This window comes from Algibacter sp., assembly GCF_039977455.1.
Lineage (GTDB): Bacteria > Bacteroidota > Bacteroidia > Flavobacteriales > Flavobacteriaceae > Algibacter_B.
The window spans coordinates 28,742-55,131 of the sequence record NZ_JBDWDG010000012.1 but is presented as its reverse complement, the minus strand read 5'-3'; the positions used below and the strand labels follow the sequence as shown (position 1 = coordinate 55,131).

Below are 26,390 nucleotides of genomic sequence, written 5' to 3'. Positions count from 1 at the left end.
TTTAATCGATTACTTTTATTTTACCTGTTACCACCTCACTAATTAAAGCTGTTCTGTACTCGGTAAGAAGTTTGATGTATTTTTCCGCTTTATCTATTTTAGCATTTATTTTAGCAGATTCCCTTTCTATGTGTTGTACGATTTCGGTTTGTTCAGAAACTTTAAAAAATGGTAATGGAATACCTCCAATCATTTCTAAATTAATACCATCTCTCTTATCTCCACCACCTAAGTTTCTAATATTTTGGTAGTTTCTTTTCAACCAATAGAGTAAAAACCGATTGTCAATTTTGTTGTTTGGAATAATAATTCCCATTGACTGATTACAAGTACATTTAAATTGAACTTGAGCAACCATACCTTTGGTTTTTCCTTGACCAGCTAAAGCCATTAGAATTGCCTTTTCTGGAATCCATTTTGCACTTGAGTTATTTAAAGCTTCTTCTGTAATATATTCAGAAGGTTCAGTAATGTCCCATTGATTGACAGTTCCAGAATTTAACCAAGGGATTGTTCCGTTTGTCCAATACTCAGGCTTATTTTTAGAAGGTGTACCACCAGAATAAATATTTGAAACCCATTTTAAGGAAACTGCATCCCAATGCTCAGGAATATCTCCTAACCATTCAATTCCACTATCTTTTAGTTTTACATTTTGGTTAATACCTTTGGTAACTGCTTGGTCAATAATGGCTGTTTTTTCTTCACGGTAAAGTGTTACCAATTGTTCTTTATCAGCTATGAGTTGGTCTATCTCTGTAGTTTTTTTATCAAGGTAGTTGGCTAATTCTGTTTGCTCTTCTTTTGTTGGTGGAAGTGGAAAAGAATAATTATTTATTCTAGCTTGAGATATTGTTGGTATAGTTCCACCAACGACAGTTTGTTCAACTTGATATTGAATGTTTTCAGACTTGATAATATACCATAAGAGTTTATTGTCACATTCTATGTTTTTCAAAACAATTATCTGTGGGTTAATTGTAGATTTCTCGGGTAAATCTTTAACAAATGATGATTTCCCATAAGTTGAACCTGTTTTTACAAAAAGGATATCACCATCTTGAATCATTATTTCTGGTGATTCATTGTATTTATCCCAAGAAAGATAAGTACAGTTGCTAAAGTCCATATGAAAATCTTTCATATTTGATGGACTTATGGTGATTGCACCTTCTCCTTTTTGAACCAAGTCTGTTACTTTATATCCACGGTAACCAATTCTTCCAAAAATATCAGCTAAATGTCTAATTCTTTTACTTTCCCAATGTTCAGGAATATCACCAATCCATTTTATACCACTGTCTTTGTATTTTTCGTAGGTTTTCATTAATCAAGTACAGTTTGTTGGTTTTCTAATGATGTTTTTTCCAAAGCCAAAATATCAGCTTTAATATCTGTTAAAGAACGAAGTGGTTTGAACTCATAGAAATACTTTGTAAAGTTAATTTCATAACCTACCTTGGTTTTCTTTTCGTCTATCCAAGAATCGGATAAATGCGGTGTTACTTCTCTTTCAAAGTATTCCTCTATGGTTTGAGGTACAAGACTACCATCTTTTTCTGTTCGCAAAAAAGGAATGTTTTCGTAGTCTCTTTTGCTTGATGACGGTTTTATTTTAATTTTTTTGTTTTTTTCTATAGTTAAAATATTTCCGTCTTGTTTCCATTTTCCTTCTTCAATATGCATTTTAAATAAAGACTCAAACTCATTTACTTGTTTTTGAATTTCCTCTATGCTAGCATTATTTAAGAAATCAACAAGTGTTTGCTTATCGTGAGCAACCTTGGTCATTAAATCAGAATAATCAGGTTGTTCTACTGTAATTCGCCAATACCCAAAATAGTCGTTTGGTAAAATTTTAGAAAACTCATTTTCTTCAAAATTACCATACAATTGGCTCACAAAACCAATGCCTTTTGTATTTCCATTTTCAGGTATTTCTTTTCGTTTGCTTCCTAAACTCTTGTCCATTTTTTTCCAAAAACGGTTTATGTCTAGTTTACCATTTGCAATAAGTTCTTCGTCTTTTGCTCCAGTAGCATTTATGAGTTGAACTTTTCCTTGTCTTGTTTCCTCTTTTTTGTTGTTAACCAACCACACATAGGTTGAAATCCCTGTATTGTAAAATAATTGGTCAGGCATTGCAACAATGGCTTCTAGCCAATCATTTTCAATAATCCATTTACGAATTTCACTTTCTCCGCTTCCTGCTGAACCAGAGAATAATGGTGAACCATTAAAAACAACCGCAATTCGAGTTCCAGATGGTTTCATTTTAGAAATCATATGCTGTAAAAAAAGCAATGAACCATCATTAATACGTGGCAAACCAGCACCAAAACGACCTTGCATTCCTTTGTTGTCGTGTTCTGCTTTTATAATTTTTTGTGCCTTTTTCCAGTCCACACCAAAAGGTGGATTAGACAACATATAATCAAACTGCTCATCTTCTAAACCATCAACAGTAAAGGTGTTTCCAAATTTTATGTTACTTGGATTTTGTCCTTTAATCAGCATATCCGATTTACAAATCGCATACGATTCAGGATTTATTTCTTGCCCAAATACTTTTAACTCCGCATTTGGATTTAATTCTTTTACGTGTTGTTCTCCAATGGAAAGCATTCCACCAGTTCCACAAGCTGGGTCGTACAATGTTTTTACAATTCCTTCTTTAGTTAAAATTTCGCTATCCTCATTGAATAACATATTTACCATTAATTTGATTACTTCACGAGGTGTAAAGTGTTCTCCTGCTGTTTCATTGGATTGCTCTGCAAATTTTCTAATCAAATGTTCAAATGCATATCCCATTTCCATTGAACTCATATCCGATAAGTCAATTTCTTGAAAGGCTTTTACAACACGATATAGAATATCCGCTTTTGGGTCGTCCATTCTATCAATTTGGTCGTCAAAATTGAAGTATTCAATAATTTCACGAGCCGAAGTGGAAAATCCGTTAATGTAGTTTCTTAAATTCGAAGCCACATTGTTTGGGTCTGCAATAATTTTGTCAAAGTCAAATTTGCTACGATTGTGGAAGTTCATTCCTGCAGTTGCGTTTAGCACTTTGTCTTTTGCCGTTTCACCTTCTAATTTTTCAACTTTAGGTAACGTATCTAATACTTTCTGTTTTTTTGGTGCAAGTACGCAGTCTAATCTTCTAAGTACTGTCATTGGCAAAATTACCTTTCCGTAATCAGAACGTTTATAGTCGCCACGAAGTAGGTTGGCTACTTCCCATATTTTATCTGCTTTTTCTTTGAAATTATTCATTCAATTCTTTCTTGTTGTCAATTAGTAAATCAGATACGCTCACATTTAAAATATCAGCTATCTTATATAAATCTTCAAGACTCGGTTGTCTCTTATTTCTTGCGTATTCGTTAATGGTCGGATAACTCTTTTCCATTTTTTCAGCAAGCCAAGTTTGGCTAATCCCTTTGTCTTTTAGAACTTCTTTTATTCGGTTCATTTTAAACCTTTTTTCAATTCGTGTTAAATGTAGTAAAAGTTCATTGAATAATAATGAAAATATTCATTGTATTATCAGAAGTAGCGTTGGGAAAGGCAAGCTCTTTTTATTTTGTGAGGCACGAGCAAAATGAAATGTGCTTGACTGTGCGGTTGGCTTTTCAGAGCTTGTGGCTAACGTGTTTGTATAAGATTAGTTGCGTGTTTAAGCACTAAAGTTAGCAAATAAATCACAGATAGAAAGTCCGCGAGGACTTTCGTAAATTGGCTAAAACCAGCAATTAATTTTATACGGTGTTAGGTGCAGTTTTTTATTTAAGATAATTTTTGCATAATAATTCAAATAAATTATTTAGTTTAGCGTTTTACATATATGTGTATTTATGAATTTTAAAATTGGTGAATTTGTTGAAGATGCTGCAGTAGTAGCTGTTTACACTTATGAGGTTTGTGATTCAAAAGGAAATACAATATCTAATCCAACATTTGATTTTTTGAAAAAACTCTCTCAAATATCACTACAAGATGCTCAAATTTTAAAGTCTCAAATACTTCATACAGCAAATGTATATGGAATCGAAGGACGTAATGAAGTCTGTAAAGGAAGAGAAGGTTTATTTGCATTGCCAAGTAAATATGAAGATGGAGTGAAAATTACCAGCAGATATAGAATATATTATTGGGTGTTAAATGGTAGTACAATAATTATTGGTGGAGGATGTCATAAACCAGAAATGATTAACGGAGTTGAAATTAGAACTTATCAGGAAGTTCCAGAATGTGAAAATGCTGCAGAAGAATTATGTATTATTTCGAAACACATAGAAATGCTTGACAAAAAACAAGCGATATCCATTGATGAAATTGATAAAGAAGAAATTTTAGAATTATGAAAAATATAAACGATTTAGATTTTGAAATACCAAAAGAAATTGAAAATTATACTGCTCATTCTGCTGAAATAGGTATAATGATTAATAATTATATTCGTTCTGTTGAAGGTATGAATAAGAAGACCTTTGCTGAATTAGTGGGTAAAACTGCTAGTGATGTTACTCGATGGGTTTCTGGAAACCATAACTTTACTATTTTAACTTTAAGTTTGATAGAAGCACATACTGGAATGTCAATTATAAAAAGACTTTCAAGTAGTAACATTAAAGAGCATATCAATTGTAATATTTTTAAAATTGAAACAGAAAAGGATTTAAAGTTAGAGATTCATAGACTTAAAAAAAGAGTTAAAGAACTAGAAAGAAAGACTCAACAGATAAGTGTTAAAGAAAATATGTGGAGTGTTGTTGAAACACACGGAGTTTATGAAGTACAAGAACCTTCAAATATTCACGATTTAGTTTTAATAGGTTCAGAGGTCAGTACTTTCAAATGGAGAACTAAAGAAGTTCGTAAAATCCGAAGTAAAGGAAATGAGTTATCCGTAGGAAAACCAACATTAGTTAATATTTAACATTGATTAATTTTAGATAATAGACAATGAAAAAATCAGATATAAGCATTGAAATATACAACGCTAAGCCACTTTCTTTTCAAGTGAATAATGATAATTTATTTGAAGGCGATTTGAAATTCGAAAATATTAATTTAGCATTAAACACAGAGTTTCAAATTGATGAAAAGAACTCTGCAGTTGGTATTAAGGTTGATTTAACAGTTGTACTAAAAGAAAATGAAAAAGATTTATTCAGTTTAATTTCTTTTTTTGAATTTGGTGTGTTTGAAATAAAAGATGTTTTAATAAAAAGAAAAGAAAAAAATGTTTTAGATTCAAGTTTTGCTCGTAAACTATTAAATATTGCAATTGGTGGCACGAGAGGTATGTTGTCAGTTTATTTATCTTCAACACAATACAAAGGATTTACTCTACCAATAGCTAATATTCCAGATGATTTTTTTGAGGACTAATTAGTTTTTTCAAATTGCACCTAACGGTCTTGTGTATGGTTAGTTGCGTGGTTAAGCAACTAATTTAGCAAAAATGAACCGAACGAGAGGAAATTCCGCAGGAATTTCCACGTAGGCAAGTCACAAGCAATTAATTATACACGTTGTTGTGCATAGTTTTTATTTCAATTCAGGTTTATTTTTTTATTGCTTCTTTAACAACTAATGCAACTGTATCTTTTGTAATTCCTTTGTCTTTGCAATATTTACTTTCAAGCCATGTTTCTAATAATTTAGCACCTTTACTAGCATTGCAAGACATACAACAAAGAGCAATATTGTCAGCTCTATTTATTCTAATGTCATTTACTATATGTTCCCAAGATTGTTTTGTTTTTCTTGAATTGTCATTTTTAATAAAAGTTATTCCGCAATAAACACAAGATTTATCTCTTGATAACACTAAAATTTTCCACTTCAATCGGAATTCCCCATTTATTTGCCATAACATTTTTTATTCATCCAATTGGATTATAGATTCCGCAATTTTTTCAGTTTGTCCGATTTCGTGATTCCAAAAATGAATCTTTTCAGTCAAAATTCCGTCTCCATTATGAGTTAAGATTATTAAATTTCCAAAACCGTCAGAACCGATAGCAATTCCATTTTCTGGAAATCCATTCCATTCACGAGCATTTTTTGTTTCAAGTCCAATGTTATTACAAGTCCGACTTATTCTTTTTCGGTCAGATTTGTCGAAAAAAGGGAAAAGTTCAAATTCATATTCGTCCGTCACTAATTCTCCACCATTTGATTTAATCATCCGGGTTTTAAATTCAGATGGGAATTTTACGTTCAATTCCGATTCAGTTTCTTTTATATATTTTTCGTCTAATGGAAATGGCATTTTGCGGTTTGGTTAAATTATGCACAACTGTTTTGTGCATGAAAAGTAGCGGATTTTACTCACTAACTTTTCGGATTATAACAGACCTTTAATTTATTCATTTTCTATTGATTAAACGATTAAACCGCTATTTTTTATATACGTTGTTATGCGCTGGCATTTGGTTTATTTTAAATTCACTAATCCAAAAAAGTTAGACATTTCTAATAAATATTTTAAGTGAGATTCAAAATTATTAATTTGTAAAATTTTGTAATTCACATTACCTGAGAATGGCTGAACAGTATCAAAATGATACTTTCTTTCAAAATATTTTTCATTATCTACAACATAAATCATTTCTAAGTTTTTGTTTAAGCATTTCTTAAGTTTTTTATTGTCCCTTTCTACTATTTCCGATAACCCATTATCTCTTCCAAAGAAGGCTTTTGGTTCAAAATGTTGAATACCTTGACATTCAATAGCTATGCTGAAGTCAGGTAAATAAAAATCTAGACTTTGTCTCCCTAACCATTTAAATCTTTTTTGCTTTTCATGTTTAACGTTATATTTTTTTAAATAATTAGTAACTTCTTTTTCCAACTTACTCTCATTACAAGTTGGACAACCACAACCACTTAAATGACTATATGCTTCTTGCCAAAATTTATGTCCGCATTTTTTGCATTTAATGTGGATTTTGGTTTTGGCAGTTTTATAACTAGTTAGATATTCATATTCACCTGGAAATGCTCTGTTTAGAAATTCCTCATTGCTTAAACAATTTTTTAGCCCACCCGATTCATTACCGCATAATGGACATCCTTGTCCAGTTAAGTGCTTATTAGGGGTTTTAGAAAATTCGCCATGTTCTTTTTCTGTAGTAGAGTCTTTTTTATGACATATTATAGTGACATGAGTGGTTGAATCTCTGTAATCAACTAATGAATAATCGTATAAAGGATTACCATTTTTATCTTTATAGATTTCTATAGCCTTTTCTATAAAAAAATCCTTATCCATATAGTGTCCGGTACATTTCGGGCAGTTTTTACCTTTCATGTGATTTGCAGGACTCTGCCGAAAAACTCCATGTAATTTACAAATGATTGGAATTTTGGTCCTATTATTTTTATAAACAACCTTGGAATAATCATATTTTTCACCATGAACTTTCTTCGCTTTCTCTATCCATTCAACAGTGTTGGGTTTATGAACCTTACTGCATTTAGGACATTGCTGACCATGTAAATGACTATCTGGAGTTTGTTGAAACTCTCCATGAGCTGGACAAATAATGTTTACTTTTTCTTTTGCAAATTTATATTCGACTTTTGAATAGTCATATTTGTTATTATGAATTACTCTTGCTCTTTTAATGAAAAATTCTTGATCCATAAAATGTCCAGAGCATTTTGTACAGTTTGATCCTCTAAGATGAAGTCTTGGTTCTTGCCAAAATTCGTCATGTTTTTCGCCTGTTATTTTGTCTTTTTTGTTGCAAATAATACAAACTTTTGTTGTAGTATTTATATATTCAACTTTAGAGTAATCATATTTATTACCATGCACTTTTATTGATTTTTCAATAAACTTTGATGCTCTGATTTGTAAATTTTTACTCATAACTTGAATACATCATTGGCATTAATATTAGAGTATGGCTTCTTATTCAAAATTTAGGTTAATTCTATCCTGCTTGCGCATAACGGTTAGTATATGAAAAGTAGGCGATTTCGAATCGCGAAACTTTCGGTTAAGCACAAACATTGATACGAGCCAAAAGCCTTTACATTAGCACTATTTCGCCTATTTTTTATATACATTGTTATGGGCTTTTTTTATTTCTTTTTATTTTAGTTCGTATTGCCTCATATCTCTGAATTTCTTCGTTCAAGTTTTGAGGTTCAGGCTTTAAATAGGCATACTTATCACTATGAGTATGTCCTTCCATATATCGACAACATTGAGCGAAACTATCTAAAAGTTCGTTTATCAATTCCTCATCAAAATAAACGCTTGATAAAGAATCTACGCTTACTCTTTCATTATATCTTTGAACAACATTTTTGAATAGGTCATTTATAACTAAAACTTCATAGCAAGTTCGTAATGCCGTAAAACCACTTCTTACTTGGTATTCTCTTTCTGCTGGTGGACATTCATCTTTTTTTGCAATGTTATAAAATGCTTTTACGGGTTCTGCATTCCGATAAACTCTTTCATATGTTGGTGAATTTCTAAGCCAGACTTGTCCAGGAATTCCATTTCTATTCTCAATCCAATGACATTCATTTGGTATATTATTGTCTCCTGCAAAGTTTATCAAACCCGAAACAAAAACAAGGTCGTGAGTAAAAACAACAACTTGTTTTTGAGTTGATAAGTCGACAAGTCTTTTAGCAATTGTACTTTTTCTTTCTTCGTCTAAGGAAGTAACAGGGTCGTCAAAAACAATACCTTTATTTATTGTTGTTATGTTGGTTTCTGCAATGAAATCTGCTAATGCTATTACCTTTTGTTCACCCTCGCTCAAAATCGCAGAAGGGTCTTTTCCTTTTAAGAAAAGTTGTCTATTTGATTGAGCATCAAAGCTTTTTGCATCAATGATTATTCCAAATTTCCCATTTAAACTATCACACTCTTGATTGAATGCGTTAATATAATCGGAATTAAAATAATCGTTAGAAAGCCTTTTTTCAGTATTTGTAGATTGGGTTTTATGCCATTGCTTATTAAAAGAATTTGCTTTGTGAACCCAAATAATATTTTTATGTAGAGACTCTATTTCTGTATATCGAATACTAAGTTTTTCTTTGTGAGCTAAATAGGTTTTCTCTTTTAAAAGTAATTCTAAGATTTTATTTTGCTCATTTTCTTCTAGTGCTTTAATTCTTGTATTTAGCTCATTTAGCACTGTATCAAAAATTGAAAGGTCTGTTTTTATTTCAGTAAATTGACGAGTTTCATTTTTATTAATGGCGTCTATAATATTTAATGAAAGCGTATTTTGATTTTCTAATATTTGTTTTCCATACTTTAAAGCCTCTGCATTGTTTTCCTTAAGCCAAGAAGATAATATATCTGATTCTGGAAATTGATTAAAATCTAATTTCTCATAACCTTCTTTTGTTTTATCTAAATTCTCTTGAGCTGTTTTTGCTTCTTGTTCTGAAACGCTTTCTATATAAGCCCAATAACTTTGAATTAGGTTTTTTTGAAGGTCTTCATTAATTGGTTGTTGGCATAACAAACAATTATCTCCAATTTCAGGATAGATAGTTTCATTGTTCTTTTGTTTTAATGCAAATTTTTCTGCTGCTTGGATAAACACTTTCCATTCTTCAGAACCAATGTTATTTATCTTTTCTGATTTGAACTTTTCAATTCCTTGTTTCTTAGCTATTTCTTTTTTTGACTTACAATCAGAAATTGAATTGTTTACAGACTCTAATTGAGTTTGGGCAAACCATTGATTTGTTATCTCTAAATTCTTTTTTCGAGCTGTCAATTGTTGCTTTATAATCGTAAGCTCTTTTAATGTTTTATCTTTTTGTGAAAGTGCTATTTTTAAATCATCATACTTTTTTTCACTTTCAAGTTTTTTAGTTTTTTCTTCCTTTGTGAAAGGTAAGTGCTTTTGTAAATCAATGAGTTTCGAGTTATGCGAAAGGGACGAAAGGAAAGTTTTTATTTCTGACTCTCCTTGAAATATATCATCATTAGCAAATGGGTTTAGGGTACTTTTACTCCTAATTTCTATAATTAGGCGATTATTTAATTTCTCAAGTACAGAATTGAATTCATTAAATAGTCTTAGACCAGCTGGTCTAAAAGAAAAATCGTTTCTATTTTTTAAATGCCTTTTACCAATTTCTCCATCAAAAACTGCGAATTGATTAAAAATGCCATTTTCTAAATCTTCTGGGTATTTTAATAGTATTTGTGTGCCATTTGAGGAAAAGTGAAATTGTGCGGAAATAGGTTTATTTTCGTTTTCTTGATTTACGTTTTCTACAATTTGTTCTTTGTCTTTAGAATAAAAACTATTTTTTAGAAGTCTTATATAACCTGATTTACCTGCTCCATTAACTCCATATAAGATAGTTAAGTTTGGTGTTAATTCTATTCGCTGATTTTCTTTAAGTGCATTAACACCTTCTACATCTACTAATGCGTCAAAGGTCAATTCTTCTTTGAAATCATCTGTAGCATTGGGATTGTATGTTATAGAAAGTTCAGGTTTAGTTGTTTCTTCTTTAAGGTTCAATTCTTCAAGAAGAAAAGAAAAAGTAGTTTCTATTTTCTCATCTGTAATTTCATTACCTGATAGGATTTCACAACAGATATATTTAGCCCAATATGGTTGAGCATTTACAAAAGCTTTTACTTCTGATTCAAGTGTTTTTATATCTTCTTGATTTTCTGTCATTTTTTAATTGCCCATAACGTGTTTGTATATGGTTTGTTGCGTGGTTTAGCACGTAATTTAGCAAATAAAAACCGAATAGAAAATCCGCGAGGATTTTCGTAAGTAGGCTAGAACCAGCAATAAATTATATACGGTGTTGGCAGTAGTATTTTATTCTTTAACATCTTGAAGAAAATCAAGTTCTTTCGGATATTTATTAAATGACTGCACTTTCTTTTTTCCTTCGTCAAAGTATTTTTTAGAAACGTTTATTGCATCAAGTCCTTCCCATTCTTCTTTAATCATTTCTATTCGTTTTTTTAATTCCCATTCTTGAAATTCTGTTGTGAGAACAAATTCAATTCTATGACGAAGTTTCTCATAACTACTTCCAGTATTTTTATGAGTTAACGCTTTTTCGTTAGGTTTAGTAAAAGTTTGATAACCTGTTAACATTGCAACGATAAATGATGCTATTGCAATAAAATAGTTGTGATGAAGAAATGCAGGTAATAATTCAAGGGTTTCAGGTTCTACTTTTGGAAATTTAAATGAAAAAGCAATAATTGTTGAAATTGAAAATGCTAATATTCCAGTTATATATCTTCTTTTTTCCCATTTTAAAGACTCAAAGCGATGAGCATATTCTAATTGATGGATTTTCCTCATCCAATCAAGAATCATTTTTCTTTGTGGTTCAGTCATATTAATTAATTTTTTGGTCAATAGTTTTAATCAGTTTTTTAGGGTCAATATGCATTTTCCGATTTATTTTAGAAGTTTGCATAGAATTTGGTCCTGTAACATTTGATTGAACTACGTTATTATTTTGTGTTGTAAACGAAAAGAAAGTTGCTGATAACCCATTTTCTCCTTGAGAAATTGATTTATGATATTTTCCTGCATCTATTTTATAAGTCTCTCCGAAAAAGTATTCTTCTCTTGATGTTTTTGAAACCTCAATATTTTGGCCAGTATTTACAGCCATAGAAGTATGTTGGTTAACTTCGTTAAGTGTTTTGTTATATTCTATTTTAAATAGTGCTGAATCGCTTTTTTCCGTGGTTTCATTAACGGAATATCTTTCATTAATTATTTTTCCGTCTATTATCCAACTTTGGGCTAGGAATGAGTGAGAGTGAATTGAAAATCTTTCACTAATGTTTGTGTCAATATGTTCTAATAAACTATTCTCCCAAATATGTAGCCTTAAAAAATCGAAGTCGTTCATTTCTGAATCGTATTTGAAAATAGGAATTGACAGGAAGCCTTGTGAACCTATAGATGAAACTGTGCATTCGCTAGGAATGTCAAGTATTGATTCAGATATCAATTTCCAAGCGGTTTTCAATTCAATTTTAGTGTTTTCATCTCTTGAAAATTGAATTAATCTTACTCCTTTGATTCTTTTGGCTACTGAAAGGAAGTAAATGTCATTTTTCGATTTAGCAAATTCTATTAGAGATTGTAAATTCAGATTATTGTTTGAATCAAATATCGTTTTTGGAAAATCAGTTGCTTTTGGAAGTCTTTGTTGGATTTCTTTTGCATAGCATCTATTGATTGAATGAATCAAAGTTTCAAAATTGAATTTCTTCAGTTCATAAACCGATAATTTTGTTTCAGTGTTATTTTCTTCTTTCAATATCTCGGTTTTATATTACTGCCAACGTTTAGTATATGTAAAGTAGGGCAGTTGATAAACACTTACTTTCGGTTTATAACTTAGCTAAATATAAATATTTTGTTTTTAATTTTCGTTTAAATGTTAAATTTTATATTTAGTGGACTTTGTAAATAAAAACATAACTTTGGAGTTAACACAAAAGCCCTATTTTTTATATACATTGTTGGCAACCGTTCTTATTCCCAACCTTTGGTATTTGAAAATGTCTCATAATCACAACCAGTTTCGTATTCCAGTTCTCTATTCATTCGTTTTTCATAGGCTTTTTCAGCGATATATAATAAAGGTTCAAAGTCTCCATCTTTTGGCATTTCTTTTGGGCTTTTCAAGACGCTTTTAAAGTATCCCTTACCATTAGCAATAACGCAACATCTTACATAAAGAAAGTTATCGGCAGAGAAATAAGAATCATCTTCTTTGTATGAGTCTTCTCCGATATTTTTTGCGTGTTCTTTTGTGTCTAACTGATAAAGTTTATAGCTTAAATTTTCTTGAAACTGTTTTATTTCAGAAACCTTTTTTTTACTTAAAAATTCAATTGCAAAGTTCATTCTATCTTCATCTTCATCTTCATCTTCCTCTTTTGTCCAATCTATTTTATTAACGACTTCCCAAAATAAACTATCTTCCAACATTTTTTTAGGCTTCATTGAACGCTTGCGATATTCCTCTCTTGCAATTCGTGATTTTTCATTTTGAATTTCGACTTCTTTTTGAAATTCTTCTTTTTCATTATTCCAACGCCATTCTAAAAATGCATTATTTCCAATGTGAGGTTCAATAACTCCAGATAATGGAAAACCTCCTTTTTCTCCACTTCTTCCATCTCCTAATTTAAATTCTATTTCTTTTTCAAAATCAGTCATTGGCTTATTTCCCAAATATTCGTATTCATTCAGTCTATTGTATTTTGGATTGTCCGTAAAAAAGTTAATACAATGTTCATTCGAAGAAAAGAATCTATCACAACAAAGAACTTCGTTTAATCTGTCGTCAGAAATTTCAGGTTTTTCTTTCTCAATATAATTTAGAACAGCAATCATTAATAAATCTCCATCCATTTCATCAAAAAATGATTTACCTTTTTTAATAACTTTAAATGCTCCGTAGAAATCACGTTCAAGTTTTGTTATAAAAATATCTCCTTCTTTTGTACTCATAGGTTTTATTTGAATGGTTGCCAACGGTCGGTGTATGATTAGTTGCGTGATTAAGGAACTAATTTAGCAAAAATTGTCCGAACGCGGGGAAATTCCGCAGGAATTTCCACATGAGCAATACCAAGCAATTAAATATACACAATGTTAGCGACCGGCTTTATTTAATTTTTAAACAGCTTCACTAGATCACATTGCCGTTAGTTTTAGGCTTATATTCTGTTATATTCATCCAGTTTTTCGGTCAGATTGAATTTCGTGCTTCTTAATCGATGGTATAGAATCACATTGGATAGAAACAGAGAGTAGAGTAGGTGTTATGGTGCCATAAGTCCTGCGTTGTTGTTCCTCAATACTCCTCAATTTGGTCATTCGTGTGAGTGTTCAATCCAGCATAAGAAATACGGACTTTTAGGTTGCCTAGATAAGGGTTGATGTGTCTGCTTGGCGCTAACGTGTTTGTGTATGGTTAGTTGCGTGGTTAGGCAACTAAGTTAACAAACATTTACGAACCTGTGAATATTCCGCAGGAATATTCGCAAGTAGGGAAGAACAAAGCAATTAATTATACACGGTGTTGTGCACTGTTTTTTTATTTCTTTAGATACTGTTTAGCGTCTCTAATATTCAATTCCGTTTCGTCCGCTCCACGTCCATTTCGGTTTTCATTAAACGCTGGTTCGCCAAGTCGGTCAAGTCCAGTTAATATTTGGAAGACTGCAATTCCATTTTCATTTTCCACTTCAGTCCGTAACCATTTTTTAAAATCCACAATCAAATTCCGATTTCCGATTTTTGATAAATTCCAATATCCGCTAACTCGCTCGTCTTCGTTTTTATAGAATCCAGAGTTCAGTCCGTCAACAATGATTTGTTCCAATTCAGTTGGGTCGAATTTGGTCAATTTCGATTCCGCAATAATTTTCTTTTCAAAATCCGAGTGAGAATTTCCATTGGCTTTTTCGAAAATAAATCCAGCTTCTGTGAATTGTTCGTGAGTTAAAGTCATTTCTTAATATGGATTAGTCATCTATGAAATCCCAGGGAATTTCTTTTTTGAAAGTTGCAATGCTTTCTTCCATTAATTGAAGAGATATATCTTCTTTAAAGATTTTGATGGTTCTCGTTTTGTCACCATCACTGCGAAATATTTCAACCACCATTTTGTCATCTCGATAAACCTCAATTCCAATTCCGTCACGTTTTACATCACTCGCAATTATTATTTTATCTTTTTTAAGTTTCATTTCGTTTGTTTCTCAAATAGTGCACAACGTGTTTGTATATGGTTTGTTGCGTGGTTAAGCAACTAAGTTAATAAATAAAAACCGAATAGAAAATCCGCGAGGATTTTCGTAAGTAGGCTAGAACTAGCAATAAATTATATACGGTGTTAGCAACAGTTTTTATTCGTAATATTCGTATTGATAATCTTCTTCTCGTCTTAAAATTCCGTTTTTGTCTTTAGAAACTACTTTCGTTAATAGTCCGTTTGAATATTCATAAAATGTATTAAATATTAAATTTCCACTATTATCTGTTTTCGTAGTTTTTTTAATTTGTCCGATATCATTTCTGTCATATCTGAATATAATTGAATCCATATTTTGATAGACAAATTCTCCGTTTTTGTATTTATACTTTAATTTTTTAGCTGCTGAATAACCAAAAACAAAATCTCCTTTTTTCTTGTAATAATTTTTAAGTTCATTTTCTGTGGTTTTAACCTTAAATATCCGGTTTTTCCGATAAATATAAATTAGACATTCTTCAAGAAGAAATTCGGTTGCATTTGTGCTTTTATAATAATCACAGCTCTTAATTAGTTTATTGTCCGAATCGTATTCATATTTAGTTAAATCTTGGTCTTTCTCGTCTAACCAAGTCCATTCTGTTCTTACAGTTTGATGATTGTCATTATACTTATATTTCACGTCCCAACCGTCAGTAGAATCTGAATCATAGAACTCACGTTCTCTAATAATATCTCCATTTGTAGCAAAATCTTGGATTAGCTGGATATATTCTTCTTTTAATTTTCCGTTATCAAATTCCTTCATTAACACTTTTAAGGATTTTACTTTTAGTTTACTGTATAATTCGTGGTAAGAATTATCTAAATCATAAAAGTCCTTCTCTTGTCCAAATGAAAAAAGTGGAATAAAAAACAGTAATATTAATTTAAGCGATGAGTTCATTTAAATTGTTGCTAACGTGTTTGTGTATGGTTAGTTGCGTGGTTAGGCAACTAAGTTAACAAACAATTACGAACCCGTGAATATTCCGCAGGAATATTCGCAAGTAGGGAAGAACCTAGCAATTAATTATACACGGTGTTGTGGTACGTTTTTTTGTCCAGTTTTTATATTCGGTTGTGATTTTGACATTCTGATTTCCGTGAACTTTTTCTTTATACTCAATATTCATTTCATATTCAATTCCATATTTTTCCAATACCGAGTCTATTTTGTTTTTTTCTAATTCCGATGCTTTTAGTTTTGTTCTAAATCTGTTAAGTTTGGAATATGCAAAAATCAAAATTGTAATTCCAGTTCCAATTGCGCTCGCTCTGAATTTCCAACGCATTATACTTTTAGAAAGAGTAATATCAGCATAAAATTCATTTCCAATTATGAGTAAAAATCCGATTGCTATGAGTAAGTAGAAAGTCCAATATTTTCTACTTTTCATTTCATTCAATATTTTCAGTTTCATATTTACATTTTCTAACTTTTCTTGAAATAATTTATCCAGTAAAATGTCAGGACAGGTAATTTTAAAATCAGGTTTTTCATTGGTCAAACTGCAAGTCAAGCCATTTTTGAAATCCCTTTTCGGATGTTCGCATAAATCACAATGTTTGGTTTGAATCATCTTATTATGTCGGTTTTGGTAAATGTACCACAACGTGTTTGTATATGGTTTGTTGCGTGTTTCGAGCAACTAATTTAGTAAATAATTACCGACCAAGAAAGTCCGCGAGGACTTTCGTAAGTAGGCAAGAAGCCAGCAATAAATTATATACGGTGTTGGCAACTGGCTTTATTTTCTTTTTTTCCACCATTTTCTCAATTCCGCATTTAATTTTTCGTCAACTTTCGGACAAGAATATAATCCTAATTCAACTTTTCGTTTCTCTTTATATGCTTTAATAAAAATCCCAGCGTAACCACCTTTTTCGGCAAAATCATCAGTTGGTATGTAAGAAGAAAGTGGATTTAGATAACATCCACAAATTTCTTTTGATTCCAACAACTTAATTAAATATTCAATATGTTCTTCTTTAACCCAATCAATTGGAAAATCTCCAATCATTGTCATTCCTATTCTCAAAGTATCTTTCTCCGTTTTTAAGGTTGAAGAAACTTGTTCTAAAAATGAAATTGGGTTATAATTTTCGGGTTTTGCAAATGGATATTCGGGTTTCCAAAATGAACTAATTAGTGTTGAATCAGATAGAGAATAAGTCCAATCATTTTTTTCCTTTATTAAATTACTATTTGTTCTAAACTTTCTTATTGAATCATTTTTGAGTTTTACTATTATCCAAAATTCAGGTCCCATTTTATAAAGTCCTTCAGACTTTGCATTATTCCATTCTTTTACAAAAAGTTCAGTTTGTTCATTATTCAAACGAATAGAGTCGGTTTCGTTAAGTCTTTTTTTTATATGAATATTATCTACTAATTTAAGTTCGATATTTGTTTGTTCGTGAATTGTTTTTTTAGAATCAACGCAACTTGATAAAATTACAAAAGTCAATATAAAAGTAAAGATTTTCATTTTTTGCGTTCTGTTTTTAGCTTGTTGCCAACGTGTTTGTGTATGGTTAGTTGCGTGGTTAAGCAACTAAGTTAGTAAACAAATACGAACCAGATAAAATTCCGAAGGAATTTTCCAGATAAGCACTTACCAAAGCAATTAATTATACACGGTGTTGGTTGCAGTTTTTTTATTCCATTTAGTCTTTCCTACGTCAGAATCCGTCCGGCTGCTTTTTATGACTGACTACGACCATTTGAAATGCACTCATTTAGCAAATTTGAGACAAGTCCTAAATAGTAGATTACTATAGTTTCTTATTTATATAATTCCATGTCGTTAATGTCAATCAGTAATAAGGTTTTATCTGATTTGACAAAATCAAAATAATAAACGTCTTCGATACATTTTACTTCGTTAGGTAAGCAGAAATTCATTTTTACTCTAACGACTTGTCGTTTGTTTTTTTGAATGGTCCGACTGTCAGTCATTACAAAGTTATATTCTGTGTCAATATTGCCTGTTGATGGTTTGAGGTTATAGCAATAATCAATTATTTTCCTAAACTGATTAAAATACAGCGTGTTTGTTTGCTGCTCTTCAATAACACTTAAGTCCAAATGATCCTTAAATATTCTTTCTTTATCGTTACCAGAGTAAGCTATTAATTCTGAAAAAACTTTTCTGTTATCTGTTTGTACTAAGTGTAGTAGGTCGATAACCTGAATTTCTGCGATATCATTTAGAGTGAGATCTGTTGAATCCTCCATCATAACGTTATCGGAAAAATATATTTTTTGGAACAAACTTTCTATCATTGCTGTTTTATCAATTAGTGTTAGTGATAGAATAATAATTAACAGCATTATTGTCGAAGAGACGTTTCTTTTAGATAACTGATTTTTTTTATGATAAGGAATATGATTGTACTTAAAAAGCTTAACCAAAATAAAAACTTGACACCTCCACCAATAATTCCAAAATCAAAGGCTTCGACATTATATTCTATTATAAAATAGAAACCGAATAGGTCAAATCCAAGACTCAAAAGAGTCAAAAGAATCAGAGTCCAGAGGAAGAAGCTTAATTTCATTATGATTCAAGGTCAATTTTAATTGCAACCAACGTTGTTGTGTATGGTTAGTTGCGTGGTTAAGCAACTAAGTTAGCAAACATTTACGAACCCGTGAAAATTCCGCAGGAATTTTCACAAGTAAGCACGTAAAAAGCAATTAATTATACACGGTGTTGGCACACGTAATTTTTTAGTGAACGTCAATTCCGTCAAAATTAATTTCGCTGATTACTAAATCAGTATATTTTTCTCCTTCATAAGATTCTAATATTTCCAAAGTCAGAACTAAATCTTTATTTTCAATAGTTGACTGTATAGGTTCAATTTCAAATCTTTGAGAAGCAGTTGTGTCATTTAATTCCAGAATTGCAATCGTTTTATTGTCAATTTTTAATTTTATTTTTTTCGCTCTAGAATTGTTCTTCCATAGTTGATTTGTTTTTATATATCCATTGTAAATTATGATAGCATTAATTCTAGGTGATTTGGCTTTAAAGTGAAAACTAATAGAATCTCCAATTCCGTTTTCCGATTTTGGAACCCAACCAGTAAATAAGTCAAAGTCGTGTATATTTTGGTCAGAATAATTCGGATTGTTTTTTAAAATACTAGAAGACGAAATTTTATAAGGTCCACCACCACAATACCAACTACAACCAACTCCTTCAGTCATTGGTCCATAACCCATTTCAAGCGAATCAATTGCTTTTTGGTTTTTCGAATTCATTTCAGAATATTCGATTTCGTTTTCATTATTGTTTATTTGAGAAAGTAAATCAGTTGCTTTTTTCCAATATTCAAATTCCGCTTTTGAGTAACTATTTTCACTTCCTAATTTCGGTTTTAAGGTTTTCAAATTTTGTCCGTTAATGAACGAAATTGAAAATAAAATCAGAAAGATTGAGATATTTCTCATAGTTTGTCTCTTATGTGTGCCAACACTTATATAACCATAATCAACTTAGAAAATTACAGTTATATCGCTTATAGATGCAATGTACTATTTTTCAACAGTGAATCCAAAGGACTAGTTATCGTTTTGTTATTTATTTCAATAGTTTTGGTATATATCTCTGTTGTTTTTGGCGAGTTATGCCCCAACATATTTTGCAAATGTCTCATGCTTACATTATTCTCTATACAATGGGTTGCGAATGAATGCCTTAAAGTGTGTACGGTTGCCCAAGGGTTAGAATCTGTTTCTTTTACTGATTTTCTAAAAATAGCCCGAATACTAGCAGCACTATATTGATCACCAGACCGTCCTTCAAATAACCAATACGAAGGTTTGTATTTCTTGTAATAATCACGAAGTAGTAAAACTAAATGCTCAGATAAAATGGTTTTTCTGTCTTTTTTACCTTTGCTGTCTTTTATAAATAAATAACCATCTTTAGAGTGCACATCAACAATACGTAAATTTATAAGTTCTGAAATACGCAAACCCGAACTATAAATGGTATAAAGTATGGCGCGATGTTTTAAATTTTTTGGATTCTGTATAATTTTCAGAACCTCCTCTTTGCTTAATACATTTGGTATATTTAGAGTTTTTTTAGGTCTTTGTATATCATAATATTCTCTAGGCATTTTCAGCGCATGTTCATAATAGCATTTTATAGCGTTGATTAACTGGTTTTGATAACTTTCACTAATTTTGTTTTTTGTAATAAGCTCATAAACAAATCCTTCTATTTCATCTTTGCTAATTTCCTTAAGGTTTCGTTGCATGAATTTACTTAAAAATACACCGAACATTTTTTTATAAATCCGTATACTCGATGCACTGTATTGTTTTAAAACTAAAGCCTTTTCTAAGCTATAAAGAGCATCAAGGGCATTGTCGTTTAAAGGTACTGAAGGAATAGGGGTAAAGCTGACACCTTTTTCAATTTTATAATCCTCTCCACATAACTCTTTAAGTTGTTCGAAATTTTCTGTTGTATTAATCACAGACCATAATTTCTGATTTGGGTGCCAAAAACTCCCATTTAGTTTTTTTATAGCTTCCCTTAAAACTAAGGATTGGTAGGGAATATAAATTTTAATTCGCTTTGCACCTTTAAGTGGCTTATAAATTATTGGTTGCATAATAAGGAAGCATTTGAGTACTAAACATAGTAAAAAAAGGCATTAGTATGGGGTAGTATTTCTTAATAAATGTATATTAACCGTTAGAAACGAATAAATATAATTACCTTATAGACAAATAATTATGTTCCTAAATTATCTGGTTATTTCAAAATTCAATCTATATGAAGTGTAAAATATGTAGTAAGCATGTAGTAGGAAGAAGGGATAAATTATTTTGTTCAATTAAATGTAAAAATTACTACCATGTTAATTTACGAAAGGCGACGGCCTTAGTTGTTAAAGAGTTGGACATCATTTTACATAGAAATAGAAGTATACTTTTAGAAATAATGGGTAAAAAGGCATTACAATGTAAAATAGAACGCGTCGTGCTTGAAAAGAAGAAATTTAGATTTAAATACCACACACATCAAAATATTAATGCTCAGGGGAAAACGTACCATTATGTTTATGATTTTGCTTGGATGGAGTTTTCTACAGATGAAATATTGATAGTAAGACGACCATTGAAAATAAAAAATAACACCTAGTTTATTTATGTTAGGTTAGATTTGAAACGGAACAAATTGAAAGCTCATTTTTATTAGGCATAGTGTAGGAGTGCCGTCTTAAATTTAAAATATTAAATATCGTAAAATTAAAAATAGCTTTTTAAAGTAATGCTATAAAACAAAAGGACAAAACCATTATGTAATGATTTTGTCCTTTTTAGTACTATAAACTTCAATATAAATTAAAAGTGTTGTTATTTTTTATTCTAATAAAACCTATTTAAAATCTTTTAGGCTTATTAAGTTTTTTAACAACAGAATTTAATCCTCAACCAAAACCCATTCGCCTTTTGCTAATAAAGGTTCGGCTTGCTTATATTTTAAAGTTTTGTTTTCACCATTCATAACATGTTTTATAGTAACACGGTCATTACGGCCAATTTTTGGTTTATCACGTACAACGGTTTCAACAACTTCTTGTTGGCGTTGTGTATTCCCTGCAGCTCTGTTTTGTGCAGAACGTTCATCTAAATTAGGAATTTCCTCTTTTTCTATATTAAGCTTTTCTTGCTTTCTTGCTCGTGCTTCTTGTATAGTATCTTGTGTTTCTTGAGGTAATTCTCCTTTAAATAAGAATGAAATTACATCTTTATTCACTTGGTCAATCATAGCTTTAAACAATTCAAAAGCTTCAAACTTGTAAATTAAAAGCGGATCTTTTTGCTCATGTACTGCCAATTGAACCGATTGCTTTAACTCATCCATTTTACGTAAATGCGTTTTCCAAGCATCATCTATTATGGCAAGTGTAATATTCTTTTCAAAATCGGTAATTAATTGTTTACCGTTAGTTTCGTAAGCTTTTTCAAGATCTGTAACTACATTTAAACTTTTAACACCATCTGTAAATGGTACTACAATACGTTTAAATTTATCAGCTTGGGTTTCATATACATTTTTAATAACAGGAAAAGCAAGTTCTGCATTTCTAGCCATTTTATCTCTATAGTGCGTAAAAGCAGCTTTGTAAATTTTCGATGTAATGTCTTGTGCCGATAGTTTACCGAATTCTGCTTCAGTAATTGGCGAACTCATAGAGAAATAACGAATCAATTCAAACTCGAAATTTTTAAAATCGTTAGCACCTTTATTAGTCTCTGCAATGCCTTCCGAGGTATCGAAAATCATATTTGCTAAATCGACACGTAAACGTTCTCCGTTTAAGGCATTATAACGACGCTTATAAACCACTTCACGCTGCGCGTTCATTACATCATCATACTCTAATAATCGCTTTCTAACACCAAATTGGTTTTCTTCAACTTTTTTCTGTGCACGCTCAATAGATTTTGAAATCATAGAATGCTGTATTACTTCGCCTTCTTTTAATCCCATTTTATCCATCATTTTGGCAATACGTTCAGAACCAAATAAACGCATTAAGTTATCCTCTAACGATACGTAAAATTGTGAGCTTCCTGGATCTCCCTGACGACCAGCACGACCACGTAACTGTCTATCTACACGACGCGAATCATGACGCTCGGTTCCTACAATGGCTAAACCACCTGCTTTTTTAACTTCTTCAGAAAGTTTAATATCTGTACCACGACCAGCCATATTGGTTGCAATAGTTACTTGTCCTGCATTTCCTGCTTCGGCAACAATATCGGCTTCACGTTTGTGTTGTTTTGCATTTAATACATTATGTGGTATTTTACGAATGCTTAACATTTTTCCTAATAACTCAGAAATCTCTACCGATGTGGTACCAATTAATACTGGACGCCCAGCTTGCGATAATTTGGTTACCTCATCAATAACCGCATTGTATTTTTCTCGTTTTGTTTTAAAAACTAAATCTTCTTTATCATCACGTGCAATAGGGCGGTTAGTTGGTGTTTCTAGTACATCTAATTTATAGATTTCCCAAAACTCGCCAGCCTCTGTTAATGCTGTTCCCGTCATACCTGCTAGTTTGCGGTACATTCTAAAATAGTTTTGTAAAGTTACCGTTGCAAATGTTTGGGTAGCATCTTCAATCTTTACATTCTCTTTGGCCTCAATAGCTTGGTGTAACCCGTCAGAATAACGACGACCATCCATAATACGACCCGTTTGCTCATCTACAATCATTACTTTATTGTCCATCACCACATACTGGGTGTCTTTTTCAAATAAAGCATAGGCTTTTAATAATTGGTTTAGCGTATGGATACGTTCAGACTTTACACCAAATTCTTTAAATAATTCTTCTTTAAGGTTAGCTTCTTCTTCAACAGGTAGGCCTTGTTCTTCAATTTTAGCAACCTCAATACCAATTTCTGGTAAGATGAAAAAATCTGGATTATCTTTTCCAGAAATATACTCAACACCTTTGTCGGTTAATTCAACCTGATTATTTTTTTCTTCAATAACGTAGTATAAATCCGCGTCAATCTTTGGCATTTCGCGGTTATTATCTTGCATATAAAAGTTCTCGGTTTTCTGTAAAAGTTGTTTAACACCTTCTTCAGATAAAAACTTAATTAGCGCTTTGTTTTTAGGAATACCACGGTACACTTGTAACAGTTTAAAACCACCTTCTTTAGTATCGCCATCGTTAATTAGTTTTTTAGCTTCGGCCAAAACACCAGTTAAATATTTACGTTGTACCGATACAATATCGTCAACCTTAGGTTTTAATTCTGTAAACTCATGGCGATCGCCTTTAGGGATAGGACCAGAGATAATTAATGGTGTACGTGCATCATCAACCAATACAGAATCCACCTCATCCACAATAGCGTAGTGGTGCGGACGTTGTACTAAATCGTCTGGCGAGTGCGCCATATTATCACGTAAGTAATCAAAACCAAATTCGTTATTGGTACCGTAGGTAATATCGGCATTATACGCTTTTCTTCTAGCATCAGAGTTTGGTTGGTGGTAATCAATACAATCAATACTCAACCCATGAAACTCGAAAATAGGAGCCATCCATGCGCTATCACGTTTTGCTAAATAATCGTTGACCGTTACTAAATGCACACCTTTTCCAGCTAAAGCATTTAAGTAAACGGGTAGTGTAGCCACTAAGGTTTTACCTTCACCCGTTTGCATTTCGGCAATTTTACCTTGGTGCATCGCAATACCACCAATTAACTGAACATCGTAATGTATCATGTCCCAAGTAATAGGTTTTCCTGCCGCATCCCAAGAGTTTGCCCAAATAGCTTTATCGCCATCTAAAACAACGTTTTCTTTCGCTCCAGATATAGCTCTGTCAAACTCAGTAGCCGTAACCGTAATAGAGGTATTGTTGGTAAAACGTTTTGCCGTTTCTTTAACCACCGCAAAAGCTTCTGGTAAAATGTCGTTTAAGACCCCTTCTGTAATTTTATAAGCATCATCCCTTAAAAGGTCAATTTTTTCATAAATATCTTCACGAGCATCAATATCTTCGGTATTGTCGGCTTCTAGAGTTAAGTCTGAAATTTGCTTGTCTATATCGGCATTAGCCTCGGCAATTTTTGCTTTAAACTCACAGGTTTTTGCCCTTAATTCGTCATGACTCAAAGCCTCTAAAGCTGCTTCAAACGATTTAATTTTATTAACCAAAGGCGATGTTGCCTTTACATCTTGTTTGGCCTTATCGCCAACAAATATTTTTAATACCGAATTTAAAAAACTCATTTGTGTAATTTTATATGTTTTATCTAGGACTGTCCTAGGTTTAATTTCGTGTTTATTAGCTCTCTTTAAAGAGCTATTCAAAGATACATTTTAGAACAAAAAAAAAGCCTCAAATCGAGACTTTTTTAACTATACTTTATGCTTTATTTAATATTCATCTTCATTCCAGAGGTAATCCTCATCGGTAGGGTAGTCAGACCAAATTTCTTCTATAGAGTCATAAGAGTCTCCCTCATCCTCAATAGACTGTAAGTTTTCAACAACCTCTAAAGGGGCTCCCGTTCTAATAGCGTAATCTATCAATTCGTCCTTTGTTGCTGGCCAAGGTGCATCACTTAAATAAGATGCTAATTCTAATGTCCAATACATTTATTTTGTGTTTATTTTTTTGCAAAAATAATTTTTTAGTTTAAACACACAAGAAAAAAATGAATTATTTCATATTCTTTTTGTTTTTATTATTAAAAAGCTAATAAAAACACCCTTAGAATATCAACTAGTACGCTATCGTTTAAAAAAATATGTTTATGAATTATCTCAATATTTTCATAAAATTTTTTAAACGCATTCTATCATTAATTATAAGAACGTATTCTTTTGTAATTTAAACCCTTGCAATTATTTATGCGGGTTAATATGTTTTAGCAAAGTTAATTTTGTGTCACTTCGAGTAATTCCTATGTTTATAGGAATTGTATCGCGTAGTGGGCGTTACCACAAGGGTCGGGCTTTCGGTAGTCGCTTTTTTGTGTTGCATAGGTGCAACAACACAAAAAGAGCTTCAACAAAAACCTCAATCCCTAACGCGGGTAAAACCGTTATTGATAAGTTTTTAAAACGCTCTGTTATCCAAAAACCAGCTATCTTCCGTATACGGTCTTTCAACTTCAAGTTTTTTTACTTCTTCTCAGGAATCCACTTAATTTCATTCGCTTGCAAATCAAAGGACAACTTTCGTGCCAATACAAAAAGGTAGTCAGAAAGACGGTTTAAGTACGTCAGCGCATTAGCCTCAAAAGGTTCCAATTCATTTAGTGCCGATGCTAAACGTTCGGCTCTACGGCACACACAGCGCGCTATGTGACAGAATGACACGGTTTGGTGTCCCCCAGGTAATACAAAATGTGTCATTGGCGGTAAAGCATCATTCATGCTGTCCATTTCATGTTCTAAACGTACAATATCCGCAGCTGATATTTTTTCGATATTAAGGCGCTCTTTACCGTTTTTTAAAATAGCTTTTTCAGGATCGGTAGCCAAAATAGCGCCTATAGTAAAAAGTCTATCCTGAATTATAATTAGTAAATCTTTGTAGTTTTCATGGATGTCTTGGTCGCGAATTAAACCCAAGTGCGAGTTTAGTTCATCAACCGTACCGTAGCTATCAATTCTTATATGATGTTTAGGCACACGTGTGCCTCCAAATAAAGCTGTAGTACCTTTATCGCCTGTTTTAGTGTAAATTTTCATCTAATAATTAGTATTGTTTTAGAGGTCAGATGTAATTCGTTAAAAATTTTTTTTGTTTAACGAAATAAATCTAGTTTTCTCATTTCATGTTATAAAGGTAAAAGTTAAAAAGTGAATAGTCAAAAAAATGAGCTTTCGATTTTGGTTTACTTCAAGCATCCCTATTTTAATTAAAAGCACAGAAATTTAATAGTTTTAAGAAATGCAAAAGTTAAAAGCAAATAGAAAATTTATAGCCATTATAAAATGCTTGTATTTAAGGGGATTAAAAAAGTAAACTCTTATTTTTGAAGTTAAATAAAA

26 protein-coding genes are annotated in these 26,390 nt (G+C 31.6%); 4 read left to right on the top strand and 22 right to left on the bottom strand.

All coding sequences use genetic code 11. The features are described 5' to 3' along the window. Position 1 precedes the first annotated feature (1 nt). The 3 genes from ABJM36_RS03285 to ABJM36_RS03275 are packed head-to-tail and all read right to left on the bottom strand — an operon-like array spanning position 2 to position 3,478. Positions 2–1,327: a restriction endonuclease subunit S gene (locus ABJM36_RS03285; protein WP_348449144.1), complete on the bottom strand. Its 1,326-nt coding sequence runs from the start codon at positions 1,325–1,327 to the stop codon at positions 2–4. Further along, a complete protein-coding gene (locus ABJM36_RS03280; RefSeq protein ID WP_348449142.1) occupies positions 1,327–3,279 on the bottom strand; it encodes a class I SAM-dependent DNA methyltransferase in 1,953 nt (650 codons plus the stop codon). Before ABJM36_RS03280 ends, ABJM36_RS03285 begins: the two co-directional genes overlap by 1 nt. Beyond that, on the bottom strand, positions 3,272–3,478 hold the full coding sequence (locus tag ABJM36_RS03275) for a helix-turn-helix transcriptional regulator (RefSeq protein WP_348449140.1): 207 nt from the start codon (positions 3,476–3,478) through the stop codon (positions 3,272–3,274). Before ABJM36_RS03275 ends, ABJM36_RS03280 begins: the two co-directional genes overlap by 8 nt. A gap of 382 nt (positions 3,479–3,860) precedes the next feature. On the opposite strand from ABJM36_RS03275, the gene ABJM36_RS03270 reads away from it, so the two are divergent. The 3 genes from ABJM36_RS03270 to ABJM36_RS03260 are packed head-to-tail and all read left to right on the top strand — an operon-like array spanning position 3,861 to position 5,400. After that, positions 3,861–4,370, top strand: a complete 510-nt coding sequence (locus ABJM36_RS03270) for a hypothetical protein (protein WP_348449138.1) — start codon at positions 3,861–3,863, stop codon at positions 4,368–4,370. Continuing rightward, on the top strand, positions 4,367–4,945 hold the full coding sequence (locus tag ABJM36_RS03265; RefSeq protein ID WP_348449136.1) for a hypothetical protein: 579 nt from the start codon (positions 4,367–4,369) through the stop codon (positions 4,943–4,945). Before ABJM36_RS03270 ends, ABJM36_RS03265 begins: the two co-directional genes overlap by 4 nt. 26 nt (positions 4,946–4,971) lie before the next feature. Beyond that, the gene (locus ABJM36_RS03260; protein WP_348449134.1) at positions 4,972–5,400 is read left to right on the top strand and encodes a hypothetical protein; all 429 of its coding nucleotides are present in this window, start codon (positions 4,972–4,974) and stop codon (positions 5,398–5,400) included. 175 nt (positions 5,401–5,575) lie between these two features. Here ABJM36_RS03260 and ABJM36_RS03255 read toward each other — a convergent pair whose 3' ends face one another. From ABJM36_RS03255 to ABJM36_RS03180, 16 genes are all read right to left on the bottom strand, one after another. Continuing rightward, a complete protein-coding gene (locus ABJM36_RS03255; protein WP_348449132.1) occupies positions 5,576–5,860 on the bottom strand; it encodes an HNH endonuclease in 285 nt (94 codons plus the stop codon). Between the two features lie 33 nt (positions 5,861–5,893). After that, complete coding sequence (locus tag ABJM36_RS03250) at positions 5,894–6,286, bottom strand: SMI1/KNR4 family protein (protein WP_348449130.1); 393 nt, start codon at positions 6,284–6,286, stop codon at positions 5,894–5,896. Positions 6,287–6,451: 165 nt separating this feature from the next. Then, complete coding sequence (locus tag ABJM36_RS03245; RefSeq protein ID WP_348449128.1) at positions 6,452–7,891, bottom strand: hypothetical protein; 1,440 nt, start codon at positions 7,889–7,891, stop codon at positions 6,452–6,454. Positions 7,892–8,093: 202 nt separating this feature from the next. Beyond that, complete coding sequence (locus tag ABJM36_RS03240; RefSeq protein ID WP_348449126.1) at positions 8,094–10,697, bottom strand: hypothetical protein; 2,604 nt, start codon at positions 10,695–10,697, stop codon at positions 8,094–8,096. A gap of 150 nt (positions 10,698–10,847) precedes the next feature. Next, complete coding sequence (locus ABJM36_RS03235) at positions 10,848–11,381, bottom strand: SLATT domain-containing protein (RefSeq protein WP_348449124.1); 534 nt, start codon at positions 11,379–11,381, stop codon at positions 10,848–10,850. A gap of 1 nt (position 11,382) precedes the next feature. Further along, the gene (locus ABJM36_RS03230; RefSeq protein WP_348449122.1) at positions 11,383–12,321 is read right to left on the bottom strand and encodes a hypothetical protein; all 939 of its coding nucleotides are present in this window, start codon (positions 12,319–12,321) and stop codon (positions 11,383–11,385) included. Between the two features lie 218 nt (positions 12,322–12,539). Next, positions 12,540–13,523: a DUF4240 domain-containing protein gene (locus tag ABJM36_RS03225; protein WP_348449120.1), complete on the bottom strand. Its 984-nt coding sequence runs from the start codon at positions 13,521–13,523 to the stop codon at positions 12,540–12,542. A gap of 225 nt (positions 13,524–13,748) precedes the next feature. Continuing rightward, positions 13,749–13,892 carry a hypothetical protein gene (locus tag ABJM36_RS03220; RefSeq protein WP_348449118.1) on the bottom strand — a complete coding sequence of 48 codons (144 nt, stop codon included), beginning with the start codon at positions 13,890–13,892 and terminating at the stop codon, positions 13,749–13,751. Between the two features lie 220 nt (positions 13,893–14,112). Continuing rightward, the gene (locus ABJM36_RS03215; RefSeq protein ID WP_348449116.1) at positions 14,113–14,529 is read right to left on the bottom strand and encodes a hypothetical protein; all 417 of its coding nucleotides are present in this window, start codon (positions 14,527–14,529) and stop codon (positions 14,113–14,115) included. Positions 14,530–14,542: 13 nt separating this feature from the next. After that, a complete protein-coding gene (locus ABJM36_RS03210) occupies positions 14,543–14,767 on the bottom strand; it encodes a hypothetical protein (protein WP_348449114.1) in 225 nt (74 codons plus the stop codon). A 159-nt stretch (positions 14,768–14,926) separates the two neighbouring features. Further along, entirely contained in the window at positions 14,927–15,718 is a 792-nt protein-coding gene (locus ABJM36_RS03205) for a hypothetical protein (RefSeq protein ID WP_348449112.1), read from the bottom strand. A gap of 115 nt (positions 15,719–15,833) precedes the next feature. Next, positions 15,834–16,394 carry a hypothetical protein gene (locus ABJM36_RS03200; RefSeq protein WP_348449110.1) on the bottom strand — a complete coding sequence of 187 codons (561 nt, stop codon included), beginning with the start codon at positions 16,392–16,394 and terminating at the stop codon, positions 15,834–15,836. 168 nt (positions 16,395–16,562) lie between these two features. Then, positions 16,563–17,303: a hypothetical protein gene (locus ABJM36_RS03195; RefSeq protein ID WP_348449108.1), complete on the bottom strand. Its 741-nt coding sequence runs from the start codon at positions 17,301–17,303 to the stop codon at positions 16,563–16,565. Between the two features lie 296 nt (positions 17,304–17,599). Beyond that, positions 17,600–18,100 carry a hypothetical protein gene (locus tag ABJM36_RS03190; RefSeq protein ID WP_348449106.1) on the bottom strand — a complete coding sequence of 167 codons (501 nt, stop codon included), beginning with the start codon at positions 18,098–18,100 and terminating at the stop codon, positions 17,600–17,602. Positions 18,101–18,547: 447 nt separating this feature from the next. Beyond that, the gene (locus ABJM36_RS03185) at positions 18,548–19,213 is read right to left on the bottom strand and encodes a hypothetical protein (protein WP_348449104.1); all 666 of its coding nucleotides are present in this window, start codon (positions 19,211–19,213) and stop codon (positions 18,548–18,550) included. 128 nt (positions 19,214–19,341) lie between these two features. Then, positions 19,342–20,448: a tyrosine-type recombinase/integrase gene (locus tag ABJM36_RS03180; protein WP_348449102.1), complete on the bottom strand. Its 1,107-nt coding sequence runs from the start codon at positions 20,446–20,448 to the stop codon at positions 19,342–19,344. A 164-nt stretch (positions 20,449–20,612) separates the two neighbouring features. Here ABJM36_RS03180 and ABJM36_RS03175 point away from each other — a divergent pair, with 164 nt between their 5' ends. Next, positions 20,613–20,981 carry a hypothetical protein gene (locus ABJM36_RS03175; protein ID WP_348449100.1) on the top strand — a complete coding sequence of 123 codons (369 nt, stop codon included), beginning with the start codon at positions 20,613–20,615 and terminating at the stop codon, positions 20,979–20,981. Positions 20,982–21,263: 282 nt separating this feature from the next. On the opposite strand, the gene secA is transcribed toward ABJM36_RS03175, so the two are convergent. The 3 genes from secA to ABJM36_RS03160 all read right to left on the bottom strand — a co-directional run bounded on the left by secA (position 21,264) and on the right by ABJM36_RS03160 (position 26,087). Continuing rightward, complete coding sequence (secA, locus tag ABJM36_RS03170) at positions 21,264–24,617, bottom strand: preprotein translocase subunit SecA (RefSeq protein ID WP_348449098.1); 3,354 nt, start codon at positions 24,615–24,617, stop codon at positions 21,264–21,266. A gap of 147 nt (positions 24,618–24,764) precedes the next feature. Continuing rightward, the gene (locus ABJM36_RS03165) at positions 24,765–24,986 is read right to left on the bottom strand and encodes a DUF2795 domain-containing protein (RefSeq protein WP_019387375.1); all 222 of its coding nucleotides are present in this window, start codon (positions 24,984–24,986) and stop codon (positions 24,765–24,767) included. Positions 24,987–25,514: 528 nt separating this feature from the next. Further along, positions 25,515–26,087 (bottom strand): cob(I)yrinic acid a,c-diamide adenosyltransferase, encoded by a 573-nt coding sequence (locus ABJM36_RS03160; protein WP_348449095.1) that lies wholly within the window; start codon positions 26,085–26,087, stop codon positions 25,515–25,517. Positions 26,088–26,390: the final 303 nt, after the last annotated feature.

What these genes read in the sequence shown, in the direction of transcription:
- ABJM36_RS03285 (WP_348449144.1), bottom strand. Translation starts at nt 1,327, where the DNA reads ATGAAAACCTACGAAAAATACAAAGACAGTGGTATAAAATGGATTGGT.
- ABJM36_RS03280 (WP_348449142.1), bottom strand. Translation starts at nt 3,279, where the DNA reads ATGAATAATTTCAAAGAAAAAGCAGATAAAATATGGGAAGTAGCCAAC.
- ABJM36_RS03275 (WP_348449140.1), bottom strand. Translation starts at nt 3,478, where the DNA reads ATGAACCGAATAAAAGAAGTTCTAAAAGACAAAGGGATTAGCCAAACT.
- ABJM36_RS03270 (WP_348449138.1), top strand. Translation starts at nt 3,861, where the DNA reads ATGAATTTTAAAATTGGTGAATTTGTTGAAGATGCTGCAGTAGTAGCT.
- ABJM36_RS03265 (WP_348449136.1), top strand. Translation starts at nt 4,367, where the DNA reads ATGAAAAATATAAACGATTTAGATTTTGAAATACCAAAAGAAATTGAA.
- ABJM36_RS03260 (WP_348449134.1), top strand. Translation starts at nt 4,972, where the DNA reads ATGAAAAAATCAGATATAAGCATTGAAATATACAACGCTAAGCCACTT.
- ABJM36_RS03250 (WP_348449130.1), bottom strand. Translation starts at nt 6,286, where the DNA reads ATGCCATTTCCATTAGACGAAAAATATATAAAAGAAACTGAATCGGAA.
- ABJM36_RS03245 (WP_348449128.1), bottom strand. Translation starts at nt 7,891, where the DNA reads ATGAGTAAAAATTTACAAATCAGAGCATCAAAGTTTATTGAAAAATCA.
- ABJM36_RS03240 (WP_348449126.1), bottom strand. Translation starts at nt 10,697, where the DNA reads ATGACAGAAAATCAAGAAGATATAAAAACACTTGAATCAGAAGTAAAA.
- ABJM36_RS03235 (WP_348449124.1), bottom strand. Translation starts at nt 11,381, where the DNA reads ATGACTGAACCACAAAGAAAAATGATTCTTGATTGGATGAGGAAAATC.
- ABJM36_RS03225 (WP_348449120.1), bottom strand. Translation starts at nt 13,523, where the DNA reads ATGAGTACAAAAGAAGGAGATATTTTTATAACAAAACTTGAACGTGAT.
- ABJM36_RS03220 (WP_348449118.1), bottom strand. Translation starts at nt 13,892, where the DNA reads ATGACCAAATTGAGGAGTATTGAGGAACAACAACGCAGGACTTATGGC.
- ABJM36_RS03215 (WP_348449116.1), bottom strand. Translation starts at nt 14,529, where the DNA reads ATGACTTTAACTCACGAACAATTCACAGAAGCTGGATTTATTTTCGAA.
- ABJM36_RS03210 (WP_348449114.1), bottom strand. Translation starts at nt 14,767, where the DNA reads ATGAAACTTAAAAAAGATAAAATAATAATTGCGAGTGATGTAAAACGT.
- ABJM36_RS03205 (WP_348449112.1), bottom strand. Translation starts at nt 15,718, where the DNA reads ATGAACTCATCGCTTAAATTAATATTACTGTTTTTTATTCCACTTTTT.
- ABJM36_RS03200 (WP_348449110.1), bottom strand. Translation starts at nt 16,394, where the DNA reads ATGATTCAAACCAAACATTGTGATTTATGCGAACATCCGAAAAGGGAT.
- ABJM36_RS03195 (WP_348449108.1), bottom strand. Translation starts at nt 17,303, where the DNA reads ATGAAAATCTTTACTTTTATATTGACTTTTGTAATTTTATCAAGTTGC.
- ABJM36_RS03190 (WP_348449106.1), bottom strand. Translation starts at nt 18,100, where the DNA reads ATGATAGAAAGTTTGTTCCAAAAAATATATTTTTCCGATAACGTTATG.
- ABJM36_RS03180 (WP_348449102.1), bottom strand. Translation starts at nt 20,448, where the DNA reads ATGCAACCAATAATTTATAAGCCACTTAAAGGTGCAAAGCGAATTAAA.
- ABJM36_RS03175 (WP_348449100.1), top strand. Translation starts at nt 20,613, where the DNA reads ATGAAGTGTAAAATATGTAGTAAGCATGTAGTAGGAAGAAGGGATAAA.
- secA (WP_348449098.1), bottom strand. Translation starts at nt 24,617, where the DNA reads ATGAGTTTTTTAAATTCGGTATTAAAAATATTTGTTGGCGATAAGGCC.
- ABJM36_RS03165 (WP_019387375.1), bottom strand. Translation starts at nt 24,986, where the DNA reads ATGTATTGGACATTAGAATTAGCATCTTATTTAAGTGATGCACCTTGG.
- ABJM36_RS03160 (WP_348449095.1), bottom strand. Translation starts at nt 26,087, where the DNA reads ATGAAAATTTACACTAAAACAGGCGATAAAGGTACTACAGCTTTATTT.